Below are 15950 nucleotides of genomic sequence, written 5' to 3' on the forward strand. Positions count from 1 at the left end.
TATGAATGAAGGTTCGCTATCACAGGATGAGATTAATGCATTGTTTAATCAAGCTGCCAGTGCGAGTGCTGATGCTAAACCAGCGCTAAAGATTGAAGATTATTTATCTCCAATGGAAGTCGATGCCCTTGGGGAGATTGGAAATATATCATTAGGTAGTTCGACCACCGCTCTTTCGACTCTATTAAATCAGCGAGTGGTGATTACCACACCTGAGCTCACGGTTTTTGAGCATGATGAAATCGACAAGCTGGTCGATCAAAAACAAGTAGCTATCCATGTTGATTATACGACAGGCTTACGCGGGAAAAACCTGTTATTAATAAAGGAAAATGATGCGAAAATTATCGCTAACTTAATGATGGGCGGGGATGGCACAAATTTAGAGCCGGAGCTAACCGACCTTCATTTAAGTGCAGTCCAGGAAGCGATGAATCAAATGATGGGATCAGCAGCCACGTCGATGTCGACGATGATTCATCAGAAGGTGGATATTTCACCACCAGAGATTGATCTAATGGATGTTCCGCTTCATAAAATGCAAGAAATTAATGATGATATTCTCATAAAGGTTTCTTTTCAACTAAAAGTTGGGGATTTAATTGATTCTAATATGCTGCAGTTAATCCCGATTTCTTTTGCTAAGGAAATGGTTGGAAAAATAACTGGTGGGGGACAATCGGACCCGGAACCAGTTAAACCTGCTGTGCAGACTCCACCTGTAACACAAGCAAGCGGACAAACTCAAGCACCACCGCAGTACCAGAATATGCGGCCAGAGCCACAAGTACAGGCTACAGCTCAGCCAAAAGTGAATGCTAATGTGCAAAAGGTAGAATTCACCTCATTTTCTGAGCCGGCTCGGTCACCTGAGGGCGTTCATAATCTAAATATGTTATTTGATATTCCTTTAGGTATTACGGTTGAATTAGGGCGCACCGAGCTTCCGATTAAAAAGATCCTCGAGTTAGGACCGGGAGCGGTAATTCCTTTAGATAAATTGGCTGGTGAACCAGTTGACATTCTGGCAAACCATAAATTAATCGCGAAGGGCGAAGTTGTGGTCATCGAAGAAAATTTTGGTGTCCGGATAACAGACATAATCAGCCCAGCTGATCGTTTATCAAATATGACAAAATAGATACTTACTTAATGGAGGATTATGCCGATGGCAAAAGTGTTAATCGTAGATGATGCGGCTTTTATGCGTATGATGTTAAAAGATATCTTATCGAAAAATGGAATGGAAGTAGTGGGTGAGGCAGCGAATGGTATCGAAGGTATTGAGAAATTTCGCGAGCTTCAGCCAGATCTAGTAACAATGGATATTACGATGCCAGAAATGGATGGAATAACAGCAGTCAAAGGTATTCGTGCTGAATACCCGCAAGCAAATATCATTATGTGCTCAGCAATGGGTCAGCAGCCAATGGTAATTGAAGCGATTCAAGCGGGTGCAAAGGACTTTGTTGTTAAGCCATTTCAACCTGACAGAGTAATGGAATCTATTAATAAAGTATTAGGAAGGTAGCAAACCACATAGCCTACTGAAGAAAATATAGAAAAAAGCGTTTAACTAGAACAGTGTCTAGCTCCAGCGCCTAGCGTCTAGTGGACTTCACCCTCCCTCCCTACGATAAGTCAACAGCGATTCGCACTATCGTGCTCACCGTGTTTCCTTTATCTCAGTCGGGATGGCTCCAGTCCATACACCGCTGAGCAAGGCGCTTACGCTTTTCAAGAAGGGGAGAGTAGCTTGGTTTCGAAGCTGGGGAATTGCCCAAAATGTGGGAAGCTATTTTTAAAAGTAAGAAAAGTTTGCGATGATTGCTATGAAAAGCAGGAAGAAGATTTCCGTAAAGTTTCAGGATACTTGTGGGACCATCCTGGCTGCAATATAAAAGAACTAAGTGAGGGCGCAGAGGTTTCAATTGCCCAAATCCGCCAATTTATCATGGAGAACAGGATTATCATTGGTCAATTTTCTAATTTGTCCTATCCATGCGACCAATGCGGCAAACAAATTCGGCAAGGCAAAACCTGTCCAAGCTGTTTAAAAAATGTAACAGAATTGGCTCAAAAGGTAGAGTTCGAAAAAAATCAAAAAAAGGACGACAATCGCCCAAGCAGCTACAAAATCTATCGTGATTAATCATTACAATATGAAGGGAGGGTACTTATATTCGTTATAAGTGCCCTATTTTCATTGCTAGGAGAAAAAGAGGTCTGTTAAAGGCGATATAAGTTACCTATTTTCAGTTTCGTTCGAAAAGGAGGTCACTTAAACTATATAAGTGCCCTAATTTCATTTTTGGGTGTAAAAGAGGTTAGTTAAAGGCGATATAAGTTACCTATTTTCAATTTCGAAAAAGAGGTCGCTTACAGGGTATAAGTGCCCTAATTTCATTTTTGGGTGTAAAAGAGGTCAGTTAAAGAAGATATAAGTTACCTATTTTCAGTGTCACGCGAAAAAGAGGTCACTTAAAGGCGATATAAGTTACCTATTTCCAGTGTCATTCAAAAAAGAGGTAACTTAAACGCGATATAAGTGCCCCTATTTTAGAATTTCACCAAAAAATAGTTCACTTAAAAGGCAGCATCCCTCCTCCTAAAATCCCACCCACCTACCCAACCAACCAAAAAAAACCGCCAATGCAGTGAGCATTGGCGATTTTGCTATTTCCGAAGCACAATGATATTGACTCTTCGGTTTAATTCTCTGTTTTGTGGTGTGTCATTTCCGGCAATTGGCTTAAATTCGCCATATCCGGTGAAACGCAAGCGATTTGGATCAATTCCGTTATTTTGGAAATAGTGCAGCACCGCTGCTGCCCGTGCTCCTGACAGCTCCCAGTTCGAGGTGAACCGTGAATTGTGGATTGGTCGATTATCGGTATGTCCTTCAATAATAATTGGATTATCCAGCTTCGCTATTATCCGCGTTATCTCATCCAAACTTGGAATGAAATTGACTTGAATATGGTCGCTACCTGAGTCAAACACTATTTTATCCCTAAGAGTGATTTGAATTCCTGATGAAATATCAGTTAATGACATTTCTGCATTAAGATTGTTTGCTTCAATGTGTTCTTGAAGATCAGTCATTAGGTCTTGCAGCTGTTGCTCATTTTTATCATTGACAGAAAACCCTTTCTGAGGCTTCTTTTCATCATCCTGATCGGTTTTTTCATCCTCAGATCCGGTTGGCTGTTTTTCTGTTCCTTCATCTCCTGTCACCGGTTGTTTGTTAGGTTCCCCAGGAGTTTGTTCCCCACCTGAACCCTCGAAAATCATAAACGTATTTAGCGCTTCATTGAGGGAATCAAATAATAAATTGGTTCTGTCAACATCCTCAGAACGCATTGAAAAGAGGACGATAAACAGGGCGAGAAGCAGAGTGAGCAAATCAGAATAAGGAATCAGCCACGTCTCATCAATATGATCATCTTCATGATTTTCCTTTAATTTCTTCTTTCTGGCCACTGGAAACCCTCCAAAATTACGATGCAGAACCTAGGTTTTTCTTCTCTAATTCGACTGGATCTAAGTAAACGTTTAGCTTGTGCTCCAATTGTCTTGAAGTGATGCCTTCCTGAAGAGATAGAAGTCCTTCGACCATTATCTGTCGGATTTCAATCTCTTGCTTGGAGATTAACTTCAATTTATTACTCATTGGATGCCATAACACATATCCGGTGAAAATCCCTAATAATGTGGCGATGAATGCTGCGGCAATTGAGTGTCCAAGTGCTTCAACATCTGCTAAATTGCCTAATGCGGCGATAAGACCTACTACCGCTCCTAAAACCCCAAGAGTTGGGGCATACATACCTGCCTGAGAAAAAATTAAAGCACCTTTACGATGGCGCTCTTGCATAGCACTTATCTTCTCCAATAACACATCTCTAGCAAAATCGGAATCAGTCGTATCAACGATAATTTCAAGTCCCTGCTTTAAAAACAAATCTTCAACGTTTTGGATTTCACTTTCAAGTCCGAGAAGGCCTTCTTTTCTAGCGATTGATGCCCATTTAGTGAATGTATCAATGAGTTCAATTTTTGAAGGAAGTGGCTTGCCTCCTCCAAAAATGATCTTAAATAACACTGGCAGCTTTTTTATTTCAACTAAGGGAAAACTGACAAATAAAGACGCTGCTGTACCACCAATAATAATTAAATATGCTGCGGGGTTATTCACGAGAGAAACTAGATTGGCGCCTTTCATCACCATTCCGACCCCAATAGCAACAAGCGCCAAAATAATCCCTATGAGTGTTGATGGATCTTTCAATTTGGCACCCCCTTTATGAAAAAATGATATCAATATTATTTTATTGGATATTTTTTGATAACACAACTATTTGTTTGATAGTTGAAGTTGTAATCATTTCCATGCCTTTATAACAGTGTAATTTTAACAAAAACTATCAAAATAAACACTCAATCGTATCAAAAAATATGCTAATATAAAGTGTATATTTATCAACATTTTTATAAAATTCCATTATCCGGGGAATTACATTTGATGAAGGTCTGCGAAGGGAGTTTAAAATGGACTTTAACGAATACTTAGAAATATTTTTAGAAGAGTCAAAAGAGCATTTACAATCTATCAATGATGAATTGCTAAAGCTGGAGTCTGAACCAGAAAATACCGACATAGTTAATGAAATCTTTCGTTCGGCCCACACACTAAAAGGCATGGCCGGATCAATGGGCTTTGAAGATTTAGCCTCACTGACACATCAAATGGAAAATGTCTTGGACCTTCTCCGGAATGGGAAAATCAGCATTAATACAGATCTAATGGACATCATTTTCAAATGCGTTGATTTAATCGAAAAAATGGTAGTCAGCATCGAAAATGGTGGGGACGGCAAGGAAAATGTTACCGAAGTAGTAAATGAGCTAGCAAAAATAAAGGATGGCACTCAAGCGAAGCCTGCTGACCCAGTGTCTGCAGTCGAAGAATCTATGGAGCAAGAACCGAAGCTTGAGTTAGATGAATTTGTTATATCGCTTATTAAAGAAGCGCAAAAGATGGGCAATTTTACTCATCAAATTAAAGTCAGCTTTGAAGAAAATTGTTTGATGAAAAATGTCCGGGCCTATATGGTCATCCAAGTCGCTGAGGAGATGGGTGAAATCATCCAAACAAGTCCTCCGGCAGAGCAAATTGAAACGGAGGATTTCGGAAACTCTTTCATAATGATATTGATTTCTCCGCTACAGGCAGAAGAGGTTAAAGCTCAATTGGCTAATGTCATGGAGGTAAAAGAAGTCAGTGTAATTGACAGAAGTGATGATGAGCATCATATCTGCGAAACTGCTGTTACAGTTGAACTTGAATCTCCAGATACATCTGAGACAGCTGAAGTATCAAAAACGATTCAAACAGATTCGGAAAAATCGAATCAGCCTCCCGCGAAAGCAGAAACTGAACATAAGCAAAAGAAAGCTAAAACAAAATCAATCAGGGTCGATATTGAGAAGCTTGACCAATTGATGAATTTATTCAGCGAGCTTATCATCGACCGCGGCAGATTAGAGCAAATTTCGAGAAGAGCGGAAATTTCAGACCTAACTGAAACCGTTGAACATATGGCGCGAATTTCGACTGACCTTCAAGGACTAATCTTAAATATGAGAATGGTGCCGGTTGATCAAGTATTTAACCGTTTCCCACGCATGGTCCGCGACCTTGCTAAAGATCTCAACAAGAAGGTTCAATTAATCGTTGAAGGCGCTGAAACGGAGCTCGACCGGACGGTAATCGATGAAATCGGTGACCCATTGGTGCATCTGTTGCGAAACGCCTTAGATCACGGGCTCGAGACCACTGAAGAACGAATTGCCAACAATAAACCTGAAGAAGGAACAATCCTACTCAAGGCATATCACGGCGGCAACCATGTCTTTATCGAGGTTAGTGATGATGGACATGGTATTAATCGTGAAAAAGTGCTGCAGAAGGCGATTTCACAAGGTGTAGTAACTGCCGAAGAAGGAAAAGCACTCACTGACCAGCAGGTATATTACCTACTTTTCGCCTCTGGCTTTAGTACGGCTGAAAAGGTGTCTGATATTTCTGGTCGTGGGGTCGGTCTAGATGTTGTAAAAACAAAAATTGAGTCGCTAGGTGGCGTGATTACGGTGGATTCAACACCAGGCCAAGGCTCAACCTTCCGCGTCCAGCTTCCATTAACACTATCGATTATTTATTCGATGCTCGTGAAGGTAGAGGACGAAACGTATGCGATTCCATTTAGCTCAATCGTGGAAATTACCACTTTAACACCAGAACAAGTTGCGACTCTTCATGGAAAACGAGTTTTCCAATTCCGTGGACAGGTTTTACCACTCATATACTTAAATGAAGTTTTTCACGTTCCGCCGCTCGAAGAGGAAATCGAACAAGAACAAATTTTCATCGTCATTGTTCGAAAAGGGACGCAAACAGTTGGACTCGTTGTTGATTCAGTATTAGGTCAGCAGGAGGTCGTATTAAAATCCCTAGGCGGATTTTTAACGAATTTATACGCCATCTCCGGTGCGACAATCCTCGGAAACGGCGAAGTGGCCTTAATCATCGACTCCAACCAGTTTTTTAATTAGAAGGGGTGAATCTTACAGCACATGGAAATTTCAAAAATAGTCGCATTTAAATTAGGAAAAGAAGAGTATGGTCTCGATATATTTCACGTTCAATCGATTGAACGGATTAATCATACAACAAGAGTTCCAAATGCCTCGGTTTTTGTAAAAGGGGTCATTAATCTGCGCGGAAATGTCACGCCGATTATTGAACTAAAGAATATGCTCGGCATGGGACACACTCAATACACGGAAAATTCTAGAGTCATCATCATCAATTACGGTGACAGCCAGCTCGGCTTAATCGTTGATGAAACAAGCGACGTCTTAAACGTAAGCCCAGATTGTATTGATCAAGCAGCCAACAGCGGCTTTGACTCCGAATACTTCCAAGGCATAGCTAAAATCAACGGCCGCCTAATCATCTTACTGAATTTGGATGAATTGCTTAAAGAACTTTACAACTAATTTGTTGATTGGAGCGCAGTGCCTGGAGCGGAAATCAACAATTAGCAAACCGAAAGAATAAAAATATTTGAAAAAGAGGACAAATATGGATATTCAAACTACCTACCAAGACGCAAAATCACTTATCTTTAAAGTCGGACAAGAAGACTACGGAATCAACATCAACCAAGTAGTCTCAATCGAGCGGATGCAAAGCATCACCTCCTACCCGAACCGTCCACCATACGTATTAGGTGTCACGAATGTCCGCGAAGAAGTGATACCTGTTGTAGACTTACGGGCTGCTTTAACAGGAAAGGCCTTTGCCGAATGTGAGTCATCCAGAATCATCATCGTCCAAGTCAAAAATCACTCAATTGGTCTACTAGTGGATGCAGCAACAGAAGTCCTAGACATTCCTGCTACTAGCATCCAGCAGCCACATTTACTTGAAACGAGAGAAGTATCCTATCTAATAGGAATTGCCAAACTTGAAGAACGACTATTAATTCTCCTAGATATTGAACAGCTACTAGAAGATACAACCAACCTGGATGAACTAAAACTGATTAAAGATATGCTGTAAAGTCAAAAGAGGGCCGTGTCAATGCGGCTACAACAGGGAGTGAGAGAAATGTTTAACAAAATTTTTCATAAAACATCGATGAGTTTTAAACAATGGGGCAGTTACTTAGTTATCATCGCTTTCTTTGCTGTACTAAATTTTGTTGCATACTTAAGCATTAGTGATTTACAGGAACAAGTCGATTACTTAGGTAATACACAAACGGCAAAAGTTGAACTTGTCGGTAACATTAAAGAGGATTTTACTCGGGTCCGCTTGTACGTAACAAAGCATGCCTATGAGCACGAACTAGCAGACAAAAACACAATGAAAACCTTTATAGATGAAGATATTGAGGATGTACGAAACACAATCAAGGAAATGAAAGAGCTTGATTTAACGGATGAAAATAGTAAGCGTTTAAACGACTTTAGCGATGATTTTGAAGCATATACCGCTAGTTTCCCAGATTATTTTGATGGTTCATTAAGCAATGACTATGAAGCTGTTCATGAATTAATGGGCGAAATGGCTCCATTAGGTGAACACGCAGTCGCAGCATTACACGCGCTTTCTGAGGATGTTAATAAAGATACGGATAACTTTATCAAAGATTCCGAAGATTTTGCGATGAAAGCAGTCATTGAAAATATTGCAGTTTCCGTCGGTGCTGGAATTTTCTCAATCATTATTTCATTTATCATGACAAGATTAATTCGTCGTTCCGTAAATGCAGTAGTGAAAAATGTAGAAATCACAACCAACTCCGTCAACGAAATCAAGAAGTCAATCGATCAATCAGCGGTTGCGGCGCATACGCTTGATGATTCAATGGATAAGACAAGTGATTCATTAAATGAACTTGTTTCATCGATTCAGGAGGTTGCCGGAAATACAACCACAACAACTTCTGGCGTCAACGAAATCTCAGCAGCCATCGAAGAAATGAGCAGCACAATCAGCTTAGTGGCAACAAGTGCCGACCACCTGTCAGATGCAGCAGATAAGAGTTCCAACGCTATTCAAGAAATGATGGCTTCTATCGAACAAGTAGCTGGTAATGCTGGAAATGTTGGTGCGGGCGTTGAACAAATTTCTGCCTCAATCGAAGAAATGAGTAAATCAATCGATGTTGTTTCTGATAGTGCTGTAAGTCTATTAAAAACCGCAGATGAAACATCAATATCAGTTCAAGAAATGATTACCTCAGTACAACAGGTTGCATCAAGCACTCATAAAATGAACGAGCTTAGCCAATCTGTTAAAACGGATGCAGTTGAAGGTGCTGGGACCGTTAATGAAACATTAAATGCAATGAAGGAAATTTCTAAAGAAATCAACCAAGCTAGCAATGTGATGATTAACCTCGGCAAGAGTTCTGAGGAAATCGGCAGCATTATCGAAACGATTGATGATATTGCTGGTCAAACAAACTTGCTGGCACTTAACGCAGCAATCGAAGCGGCCCGTGCTGGCGAACACGGAAAAGGCTTCGCCGTTGTGGCTGATGAAGTAAGAAAGCTTGCGGAACGAAGCGCCCAAGCGACGAAGGAAATCGCTAACTTAATTAAAGGTATTCAAAATGAAACCGTAGTGGCAGTCAACTCGATTAAGAGCGGTGCCGATAAGGTTGAGGTTGGAAACCAGCTTGCTGATAAAACGAATGAAGCCATTAAGAAAATCACGCAAGGCATCACTATTATGAGTGAAGAAATGAATCAAATCGTTGAAGTAACCGAAACACAATCAAAGAACACTGCACTCATTACGAAATCGGTTGAAAACGTAGCCCATAAAGCATCAGAAATGACGCAATCAACAAAAGAACAATCGTTAACTGCCCAAGAAGTAGTTAAAGGTATTATGGATATCAAAAACCAAGTTCAACAAATTACTTCTGCTACTGCTGAGCAAGCTAGAGGCGGCCGTGAAATTGTTACTTCAGTTGAAGACGTATCTAGTCAATCAAACTCAGTTACGGCGGCAACTCGCGAGCAAGCATTGGCAGCTGAGGAAATCGTTCGCAACCTTAATGCAATTAAAAACATGGTCAAAGAAATCACCGTCGTGACAAACGACCAAGCTCGCTTTGGACAAGAAATTTCATCAGAAATCTCTAAAGTCCGTAAGCAAACTAACGAGCTAAATGCCAGCATTGAAACGCAAACGAAAGAAGCAGAAGGAGTTGCCGAAGCAATTCACGATGTTGAAGTTCAGGTTGAGAAGTTGAAATAGTTATTACTACAATTCTATGGAACGCTTTCGCTTAATTGCGGAGGCGCTTCCGCTTTTCTAAAGGAGGTGGACTAATGAAAATTCAAGAACCTGTTCGGGTAAATGTTAGTGACCCGCAGCTGACACCATCTGATCGGTCTACCACCAGCAATACTTCTTTTCAAAAAATCATCGGCAGCTACTCAAAGGAATTAACCCAGGACCGGCTTCAGCAGCTACTGCAAAACATTGAGCAGCAAGGTCAAACCTTAAGCGAGAAGCGCACCTTTCATGAATTGCGCAAATACAAGGATTTGGTCAAGCAATACATGAATGAGGTATCCAAGCACGGTGTTAAGCTACACCAATCCGAAACATGGGACCCATATGCCGGAAGCAAAACACTGAAAACCATCAAAACAATTGATACAAAATTAATGGAATTAACGAAGCATGTGTTAGACGAACAAACAACGAGTCTCTCAATTCTAGAGCGAATTGGCGAAATCAAAGGCTTATTAATCAATCTTTACACTTAAACTTTCTATTACAGGATAAGGGGCAGTGCCCATGAATTTGTTGAAAAAATCGCTACTGATTATTGGCAGTATTACCTTTATTGGCGTCGGAGCATTTTTTGTTTGGTTTGCGTTAAATGCCCCAAGCGAAACGAAAAATCAAGATGAAGTTTCGATAGAAGAGCTATTAGAAATCTCATTAGATACTAAACCAATCACCACCAATTTAGCAGACGGTAACTTTATGCAGGCGAAATTCAAAATCGTTACCAAATCACAAAAAACAGCAGAAGAAATTAGCAAATTAAACTTTCGCATCGAAAATACGATTATTAAAAATATAAATAGCTTGAAAAAAAATGAAGTCATCGGCATAAAAGGGTTCAAATCGCTAGAAGAAAGTATCGAAAACGATTTGAATAAGGAATTTGATTCCAAGGATTATATAACCCGCGTCTATATTGTTGATTTTTTAGTTCAATAAAAATCGTTATTAATAAATGCAAGTAATGAGAGAGGAGTGAAGCATTTGTTAAGAGGCTTGAATACCGCAGCGTCTGGAATGTTTTCACTGGAGCGAAAGCAAGAGGCATTAACGAATAATCTCGCCAATGCCCAAACACCCGGTTTTAAAAAGGATGATCCAATCCTACGCGCATTTCCGAATCATTTGTTAGAGCGAATTCGCGACTTTAATCAAAACGGAACAACAGGAACTGGACAAGTATCAGGACAATATCCACCTAATAACGAAATCGCAAGCGGAGTCTATACACAAGAACGAATCGCAAACTTTAGCCAAGGAACTTTCGTCCAAACATCAGGCGCTTTGGACCTAGCGATAGAAGACTCAAGCATTCCCTATCAAACTATCAATGGTAGACTCGTAAAGCCAGCCGGATTTTTCGCGGTGCAAATGGCAGATGGAACAGTGGGTTACACCCGTAATGGTAAATTTGATTTGGACTCCAATGGAAATCTTGTTACGCCCGAAGGCTATCGCGTTCTCGGCACCAATCATCAGCCGATTCGTATTACCGATAGTATTGCCAAGGAAGATTTGCAAATTGACACTCAAGGAAATATTTTAGCTTACGCAAATGATCCAGCCCGGACGAGAAACATTGGGCAAATCGGAATGGTTGTTGTCCAAAATCCGCATAACCTAATTCGTCGTGGAGAGAACCTTTACGGATCAGATAACGCAATCCCGTTTGTTACCGACCCTGGAAGCACTAATCCTGGTATGCTCCTTCATCAGGGATTTATTGAGCAATCCAATGTTGATGCTGGTCAAACAATGGCCGACATGATGGTAACCATCCGTGGCTACGAGGCCAACCAAAAGGTCATCAACGCATACGATCAATCACTACAGCAATTGTATTCAGTTGGAAAAGTCAATGGCTAATAGAATCAAGAAAGAGGTAAGCGAAATTGAATACTTCACTTAATATCTCGGCAGGCTCTTTGCGCGCATACCAGCAAAAGCTTGATACTATATCAAATAATGTTGCCAATGTGAATACACCGGGCTTCAAACGCACCCGACAAAGCTTTACTGAAATTCTGGCGAACCAAATCAATAACCAAGCTGGAGCTGGCCAAGAGGTCGGTCGCCTAACACCAAACGGAATCCGCGTTGGCTACGGCACCCGCACTGGCTTAACACAAATGGATACGACTCAAGGTGCACCAATGCAAACCGATAACCCATTTGCGATGATGATTAATGGCAGCGGTTATTTCCAAATCGGGTATCCATCACAAACCGGTGGTGGAGCACTCGAAACAAGATACACTCGTGACGGAAACTTCCAGATAAGTCCAAACAGTGATACCCCGGGTACCTATAATCTAGTTCATCCAAATGGCGGCTATCTGTTAGACCAAAACGGAAATCCAATCGTCTTGAACGACCAACACGAAGTGCAAATTCAAAGCAATGGCCAAATCTTTTTGAAAAATAAAAACACTGTCAGCGGTGACTTTATCTCCGCGCAACGAGTCGGCATCGTCGACATTCAAAATCCGAACTTGCTAAAAAATCTAGGCGGCAATCAATATTCGTTCGATCCAGCCGCATTACCGAATGGAACAAACCAAGCCAACTTTGTCAGAGCAATGGGCGTCAATGAAATTTCAGTAACATCAGGCTATCTAGAGGCCTCAAACGTCGACCTAGCAACCGAAATGACCGAACTATTACTAACGCAACGTGGCTTCCAACTAAACGCCCGAGCCATGACCTACGCCGACCAAATGCTAGGAATTGCGAATGGGATTATAAAATCTTAGTGATGTTTGAAGGGTGCTTAGAAGTAGTATAGGTTTTTCCAAAAAGTTCATTTTGTGAGAAGTTGATTGGAGCGGAAGGCACGAAGACTCCTGCGGGAGCAAAGGGCATAGGGAGACCCCGCAGGCGCAAAGCGCCGAGGAGGCTCTCTGCACCGCCCGCGGAAAGCGAAGTGCCTGGAGCGGAAATCAACATTCTATTTCGATAGCAAACAATTAATAAGGAAAGGAGTGCTACTTGTGTCAGCAATAAATAATGATCCATTAAGAGTGACAGGTCTCGCCTCCGGAATGAATACCGAAGAAATCGTTGATAAACTAGTCGCAGCCCAAAGTGCCCGCCTAAACAAAATGATCGCAAACAAAACAACTGCCACCTGGAAAAGCGACGCCTATCGCGACGTCAACCGCAAGCTTGATGAATTCCGCAAAGCAATGGAAGGCTTGCGTCTGCAATCAACCTTTAATAAGCAAAAGGTAACAGCCAGTGATTCAAGAATAGAAGTCTCAACTGCAGGGACAAGTTCTAGGAAAGATTTTGTCATTACGGAAGCTGCCCCGTCGACAACAGCTAAACCAGCAATGGTAAGCTATGATATCAATTGGACAAAGGTTGATGCGGATACTACCATTACACTCAATGAAGTTCCGATTACACTAAAAAAAGACATGACGCTCGACGAGGTTGTCTCTGAAATCAATAAGCGTACGGAAATAGCAGAACCAGAAATTTCAACAAAAGTAAAAGCAGCAAATGTTGGTGGTTCATTGGTCCTCACATCAACAGATACAGGTGAAGCAGCTAATGTAAATTTATCAGTTGGGACGAACAATCTTGGCTTATCTAACAAAAGTGGAATAGGAAAGAAAGCTGAGACAGGCTATATTATCATAGATGGTAACAGAATTAACGTTTCTTCTAATAAATTCACTTATGATGGTATTGCCTTTAACATCAAAGAGCCAATTACAGCAGACAAAAGTGTATCAGTGCAAATTACTAGTGACACCTCAGGAATCTTTGATAACATCAAAACCTTTGTCGATAAGTACAACGAATTGATTGCTGATTTAAATGGTCGCCTTACTCAAAAGAAATATCGTGACTTTCCACCATTAACAGATGAACAGAAAAAGGATATGAAGGAAAACGATATTAAGCTGTGGGAAGAAAAAGCGAGAAGCGGCTTACTCCAAAATGATTCAACCATAAAAAGTGTCCTGAATGAAATGCGAAACAGCCTTTCAACTATGGTGAAAAGTTCAGGAGTATCCACAAATTTTGATTCATTAAAGGAAATTGGACTAGATTTCTCCAAAGAATATATCGACAAAGGAAAAATCATCCTTGACGAAACCAAATTTAAGGGCGTCTTGGAAACCAATTTAGAAGATGTAAAGAAAATGTTTACAGCTATTGGCTCGGAAGCAAGTGGTGTAAATTCAACTACTAAGGATAGGACTGTACATGATCAAAGTGGTTTTGGTTGGAGAATATATGAACGTTTAAATGTTGCCATTTCCCAGCTTGGGGAACTAGCTGGATCACCAAATTCCAAGGTCGATACGCAAAGCTTTATGGCGAAACAACTAAAATCGATTGAAGCTAACATCACAAGAGAACAAAGACGAGTTACCGATTACGAAGCTAGACTTTGGAAAAAATTCACCGCTATGGAAAGTGCGCTATCAAAAATGAACTCACAAAGTTCATGGCTTTCGCAGCAAATAGGAATGTGAAAATTATAAATCAACTAGTCATTCCAATCGGGATGGCTATTTTTTTGCTTTTTTATTAAACCTTTTAAAAATGTTACCGATAAAAATAATACAAAATTATTTGATTGATTTTGGAAAATAGTATCAAAATGAACTAAACATTTCTTTTAATGCTCCGATAAAAGAACTATACAGCAAGTGAATCTCAGGAGGGGATAGGATGCTGATTGTAGGCAGAGAAATTGGACAATCCGTCATCATTGGTGAAGAGATCAAAGTGACTGTTCTACAAGCTGGTTCCAAACCTCGGATTGCGATTGAAGCACCAAGACATTTGAGAATCAAAAAGTTGAAACACCAACACCGAAAAACATATGTTGTCAAAAAACAAGTAAGGAAAATTATCGAGACGATTCTTATTGGGGATGCAATCAAAGTAACCATTCTCCAAACCGTATCTGGTTTACTCAGGTTTGCAATTGAGGCGCCAAAGGAAATCAGTATTTTCCGTGAAGAGCTTTGCAAAATCAATTTCCTTACTGAGCCTGAAAAGGTGTTTATCATCTAATTAATAGACCCACTGGGTTTGTTATATAAGGGGATTTCCCCTCAAAAATAATACTTAATATCCAAATAAGGAGGATTTTACAATGCGTATTAACCACAATATTGCAGCACTCAACACGCACCGTCAGTTGACTAGTGCATCGACAAATCAATCTAAATCAATGGAAAAATTAGCTTCTGGTCTTCGCATTAACAAAGCTGGAGACGATGCAGCTGGACTAGCAATCTCAGAAAAAATGCGTGGCCAAATTCGAGGATTAGATCAAGCTTCGAAGAATGCACAGGATTCAATATCGTTGATAGCCACTGCGGAAGGGGCTTTAAATGAAACACACGATATTCTTCAACGTATGCGAGAATTAGCTGTACAAGGTGGGAATGACACTAATACTACTGACGATCGTGGTGAGATTCAAAAAGAGCTAAATCAGTTACTATCTGAAATTGATCGGATTTCTACTGATTCTCAATTTAATACACAACCATTGTTGGGTGGATCACTTAATATTACTTTACAAGTTGGTGCTAATAGTGGACAGGTTATTAATTTTAGTATCGGAACAATGAGCTCTTCCGCATTGACATTGGATGGAATTTCTGTTTCTACCAATGCTGCTGCAAGTACTGCTATCGCATCAATTGATGCTGCAATTAAGGCAGTTTCAGGAGAACGCTCAAAAATGGGCGCATTCCAAAATCGTTTAGAGCATACTATTAATAATTTAAATACTTCGTCAGAGAACTTAACTGCTGCGGAATCTCGTATCCGTGACGTAGATTATGCTTTAGCTGCTTAGGCAGTGACAAGCACAGTCGTCCTAGCTGGTAACGGCTAGAGATCATTATCGGGTGAATTGCTGGAAAACCCTAAGAGCTTTTCTTACCACAACGTAGTTGGAAACGACAAGCGTGATGGTTTGAAAAAAGGAAAGATATGGGCAATCAGCAGCCAAGCTCCTGTCTCGAAAGAGTGGAGAAGGTTCAACGACTAGGATAGACCATCTAAGGCTCTTTAGGCTATGATGATGAAA

At 40.6% G+C, this 15950-nt stretch carries 16 protein-coding genes and 2 pseudogenes; 15 read left to right on the forward strand and 3 right to left on the reverse strand.

Annotation, left to right across the window (positions count from 1 at the left end):
- Position 1: 1 nt before the first annotated feature.
- The 3 genes from fliY (at position 2) to FXW34_RS17765 (ending at position 2152) form a co-directional block, all read left to right on the forward strand.
- Positions 2-1141 (forward strand): flagellar motor switch phosphatase FliY, encoded by a 1140-nt coding sequence (gene fliY / locus FXW34_RS17755; RefSeq protein ID WP_147535395.1) that lies wholly within the window; start codon positions 2-4, stop codon positions 1139-1141.
- Between the two features lie 27 nt (positions 1142-1168).
- Positions 1169-1531, forward strand: coding sequence for a response regulator (locus tag FXW34_RS17760; protein ID WP_147535396.1), 363 nt, complete (start codon positions 1169-1171; stop codon positions 1529-1531).
- A 225-nt stretch (positions 1532-1756) separates the two neighbouring features.
- Positions 1757-2152: a flagellar protein gene (locus tag FXW34_RS17765; RefSeq protein ID WP_147535397.1), complete on the forward strand. Its 396-nt coding sequence runs from the start codon at positions 1757-1759 to the stop codon at positions 2150-2152.
- 524 nt (positions 2153-2676) lie between these two features.
- On the opposite strand, the gene FXW34_RS17770 is transcribed toward FXW34_RS17765, so the two are convergent.
- The 3 genes and pseudogenes from FXW34_RS17770 to motA form a co-directional block, all read right to left on the reverse strand.
- Positions 2677-3363, reverse strand: a complete 687-nt coding sequence (locus FXW34_RS17770; RefSeq protein WP_425457448.1) for an OmpA/MotB family protein — start codon at positions 3361-3363, stop codon at positions 2677-2679.
- Positions 3363-3483: pseudogene (locus FXW34_RS23720) on the reverse strand (flagellar motor protein MotB); the annotation flags it as partial. The gene FXW34_RS17770 and the pseudogene FXW34_RS23720, both read right to left, overlap by 1 nt.
- Before the next feature lie 16 nt (positions 3484-3499).
- A complete protein-coding gene (motA, locus tag FXW34_RS17775) occupies positions 3500-4291 on the reverse strand; it encodes a flagellar motor stator protein MotA (RefSeq protein WP_147535399.1) in 792 nt (263 codons plus the stop codon).
- Positions 4292-4551: 260 nt separating this feature from the next.
- On the opposite strand from motA, the gene FXW34_RS17780 reads away from it, so the two are divergent.
- From FXW34_RS17780 to FXW34_RS17835, 12 genes and pseudogenes are all read left to right on the forward strand, one after another.
- Entirely contained in the window at positions 4552-6615 is a 2064-nt protein-coding gene (locus tag FXW34_RS17780; RefSeq protein WP_147535400.1) for a chemotaxis protein CheA, read from the forward strand.
- A 21-nt stretch (positions 6616-6636) separates the two neighbouring features.
- A complete protein-coding gene (locus FXW34_RS17785) occupies positions 6637-7062 on the forward strand; it encodes a chemotaxis protein CheW (protein WP_147535401.1) in 426 nt (141 codons plus the stop codon).
- 85 nt (positions 7063-7147) lie between these two features.
- Positions 7148-7627, forward strand: coding sequence for a chemotaxis protein CheW (locus FXW34_RS17790; protein WP_147535402.1), 480 nt, complete (start codon positions 7148-7150; stop codon positions 7625-7627).
- Between the two features lie 78 nt (positions 7628-7705).
- Positions 7706-8209 (forward strand): annotated as a pseudogene (locus tag FXW34_RS23725) (MCP four helix bundle domain-containing protein); the annotation flags it as partial.
- 711 nt (positions 8210-8920) lie between these two features.
- A complete protein-coding gene (locus FXW34_RS23730) occupies positions 8921-9841 on the forward strand; it encodes a methyl-accepting chemotaxis protein (RefSeq protein ID WP_425457449.1) in 921 nt (306 codons plus the stop codon).
- A gap of 74 nt (positions 9842-9915) precedes the next feature.
- Positions 9916-10359 carry a YaaR family protein gene (locus FXW34_RS17800; RefSeq protein ID WP_147535403.1) on the forward strand — a complete coding sequence of 148 codons (444 nt, stop codon included), beginning with the start codon at positions 9916-9918 and terminating at the stop codon, positions 10357-10359.
- A 31-nt stretch (positions 10360-10390) separates the two neighbouring features.
- The gene (locus FXW34_RS17805) at positions 10391-10822 is read left to right on the forward strand and encodes a flagellar basal body-associated FliL family protein (RefSeq protein ID WP_147535404.1); all 432 of its coding nucleotides are present in this window, start codon (positions 10391-10393) and stop codon (positions 10820-10822) included.
- 45 nt (positions 10823-10867) lie between these two features.
- Positions 10868-11749, forward strand: a complete 882-nt coding sequence (locus FXW34_RS17810) for a flagellar hook-basal body protein (RefSeq protein ID WP_147535405.1) — start codon at positions 10868-10870, stop codon at positions 11747-11749.
- A 26-nt stretch (positions 11750-11775) separates the two neighbouring features.
- The gene (locus tag FXW34_RS17815) at positions 11776-12636 is read left to right on the forward strand and encodes a flagellar hook-basal body protein (RefSeq protein ID WP_147535406.1); all 861 of its coding nucleotides are present in this window, start codon (positions 11776-11778) and stop codon (positions 12634-12636) included.
- Between the two features lie 237 nt (positions 12637-12873).
- Positions 12874-14373 (forward strand): flagellar filament capping protein FliD, encoded by a 1500-nt coding sequence (gene fliD, locus FXW34_RS17820; protein WP_147535407.1) that lies wholly within the window; start codon positions 12874-12876, stop codon positions 14371-14373.
- Positions 14374-14572: 199 nt separating this feature from the next.
- Positions 14573-14920: a carbon storage regulator gene (locus FXW34_RS23185; protein WP_222705334.1), complete on the forward strand. Its 348-nt coding sequence runs from the start codon at positions 14573-14575 to the stop codon at positions 14918-14920.
- 82 nt (positions 14921-15002) lie between these two features.
- A complete protein-coding gene (locus FXW34_RS17835) occupies positions 15003-15716 on the forward strand; it encodes a flagellin N-terminal helical domain-containing protein (RefSeq protein WP_147535408.1) in 714 nt (237 codons plus the stop codon).
- Positions 15717-15950: the final 234 nt, after the last annotated feature.

This window comes from Bacillus marasmi (genome assembly GCF_902168435.1).
Classification (GTDB): domain Bacteria; phylum Bacillota; class Bacilli; order Bacillales; family Cytobacillaceae; genus Bacillus_BU; species Bacillus_BU marasmi.

Coding starts and splice junctions, on each gene's coding strand:
- FXW34_RS17785 (WP_147535401.1), top strand. CDS start 6,637: ATGGAAATTTCAAAAATAGTCGCATTTAAATTAGGAAAAGAAGAGTAT.
- FXW34_RS17800 (WP_147535403.1), top strand. CDS start 9,916: ATGAAAATTCAAGAACCTGTTCGGGTAAATGTTAGTGACCCGCAGCTG.
- FXW34_RS17790 (WP_147535402.1), top strand. CDS start 7,148: ATGGATATTCAAACTACCTACCAAGACGCAAAATCACTTATCTTTAAA.
- FXW34_RS17780 (WP_147535400.1), top strand. CDS start 4,552: ATGGACTTTAACGAATACTTAGAAATATTTTTAGAAGAGTCAAAAGAG.
- FXW34_RS23185 (WP_222705334.1), top strand. CDS start 14,573: ATGCTGATTGTAGGCAGAGAAATTGGACAATCCGTCATCATTGGTGAA.
- FXW34_RS17760 (WP_147535396.1), top strand. CDS start 1,169: ATGGCAAAAGTGTTAATCGTAGATGATGCGGCTTTTATGCGTATGATG.
- FXW34_RS17835 (WP_147535408.1), top strand. CDS start 15,003: ATGCGTATTAACCACAATATTGCAGCACTCAACACGCACCGTCAGTTG.
- FXW34_RS17805 (WP_147535404.1), top strand. CDS start 10,391: ATGAATTTGTTGAAAAAATCGCTACTGATTATTGGCAGTATTACCTTT.
- FXW34_RS17770 (WP_425457448.1), bottom strand. CDS start 3,363: ATGCGTTCTGAGGATGTTGACAGAACCAATTTATTATTTGATTCCCTC.
- fliY (WP_147535395.1), top strand. CDS start 2: ATGAATGAAGGTTCGCTATCACAGGATGAGATTAATGCATTGTTTAAT.
- FXW34_RS23730 (WP_425457449.1), top strand. CDS start 8,921: ATGAAGGAAATTTCTAAAGAAATCAACCAAGCTAGCAATGTGATGATT.